The sequence below is a fragment of the Clostridium sp. genome (assembly GCF_032552055.1).
Classification (GTDB): Bacteria; Bacillota; Clostridia; order Clostridiales; family Clostridiaceae; genus Clostridium.
Window position 1 is genome coordinate 1 of the sequence record NZ_JAWGSV010000386.1, and the last position, 1,822, is coordinate 1,822.

General features: G+C 27.7%; 1 protein-coding gene. It reads right to left on the reverse strand.

The features are described from left to right. Positions 1-1,522 precede the first annotated feature (1,522 nt). Positions 1,523-1,684: a PHP domain-containing protein gene (locus tag E6248_RS15785; protein ID WP_316341719.1), complete on the reverse strand. Its 162-nt coding sequence runs from the start codon at positions 1,682-1,684 to the stop codon at positions 1,523-1,525. Between the last annotated feature and the right edge of the window lie 138 nt (positions 1,685-1,822).

The following is a 1,822-nucleotide window of genomic DNA, read 5'->3' on the forward strand; positions in this document are numbered from 1 at the left end:
TATTTATATTTTAATTAATAAGTTTCTAATACCATTAGCGCTAAGATTGGTTGTATCATATATATTAACTGACTTTATCACTACTGCCTCCTAAATTGTCTATACTTGTATTATAATGGATCCGATACGTTAGTTACAGTAGCATTGGCGAAAAGGTAACTGGCAAAAAAAAGAGGTGCATTACTGCAACCCCACATAGTTTATCTTTTAATATTAATCATCTTCTCTACCGCTGTAACACATCCTGCACATTCCTATCTCTTTCTCTTCTGACGTTGTTAGTAGTTCACCACAACACATACAATACTTTCTTCTTGCCATTCTACTTCACTCCCTCCATTAATTCATATTTTTAATCTAATAATTCGATTTGATGTTCTAGTTTAAGAATTTTCACTTCCATAATTATACTATTTCAAAACATTCAAAGTAATAATTACAAACAAACATAATGTACTTAATTTTCTTTTTTAATAATTCTTGAATACCTCTAGCAGCCCTATTGGCTTAGTTTGATGCAAATCTCTCTCCAATTTATCCTGATTATTTACTGTCCCAAAAAATAATCCTTGTCCATATCTGTGATATGCAGCTTATTATGAATTAAACATAATTATATTTACTAAAGCAACAATTATAATCTACTTACTAATAATACACCATAATTCAAATAATTGATTACATAATGCTTCAAATTATTTATTATATCAACTATTTTTTATATTAAAGTTTATTCACTCCATTATATATCCACCATACCTTATAAATGTTACTCATACTAATTACATTTTATTTCTAAAGTATTTAATTGTGTTATTAATAATTTTTTCTGCAGCTGCATGATAAATCACTATTAGGTTTTCTTTGGCTCCGGTACAACAAACGAAGAATATTTTGTTGTTCTCTGGAGTATGTCTTCAAAAGAGCATTTTTTTCCTGCTATAAGAGTTCCTCACGGACTACTTTCATCTAGAAGTTATTTGTATATGTTAATATCCTTCTGAGATATTCTTGTCATATTATTGTTCTTACTATTATCACATAATTTATACTTAAAATATTGTGTAACCCAAACCGACCATATACCATAAATGATACCTTTCTCCACTTATTCAAGTGCTGAAGCTAAGTAAGGGGAAATTTTCTTAGGACACTTCAATAAATTCCTAAAGCCTTTGATTTTATTCCCCACCCACCATCCCAATTCACCTACACTAAATTTGATTCTAACACTGTTCTTTTAAATAGAATTACTCGATACATCTTGAGCACAACATCTAACGACTACTTATTATTGAAATATTCTTCTTTGCTAAGTAGTGTTTCACACATCATAGCACCAGTAATCATTTTCCTTTTGAATTTTTTTGAGTTCTTTGTAATCTAATTCTAAGCCAGTATATTTATTTGATAATTCCAATCTTTTTATAGTTACCTTATTCTACATAAAACTTACTTCATTTTCTAACTTTATATATTTATCTAATTTAAAATCTATATTATATCCTAATACATGTAAATCTTACACTTCAAATTTACAATCTATTTCTATCCCCAGAATAACCTTAATACCATTAACTTGTCCAATCTTAATTGCTTCTTTAACTCCTGCTACACAATTGTGATCTGTTATAGAAATTACATCCATATTTTTTTCTTTACTTAAATTAATTATTGATTCAATTTCATATTCTCTATTATTTTATTTGTTTCTTCCATAGAAATTGTATTTACTATATACTCATAACTGCTATCACTTACATTCTTATCTAATATATATCCTAAATAACCATCAGAATATCCTATCACCATAGTATTAGAA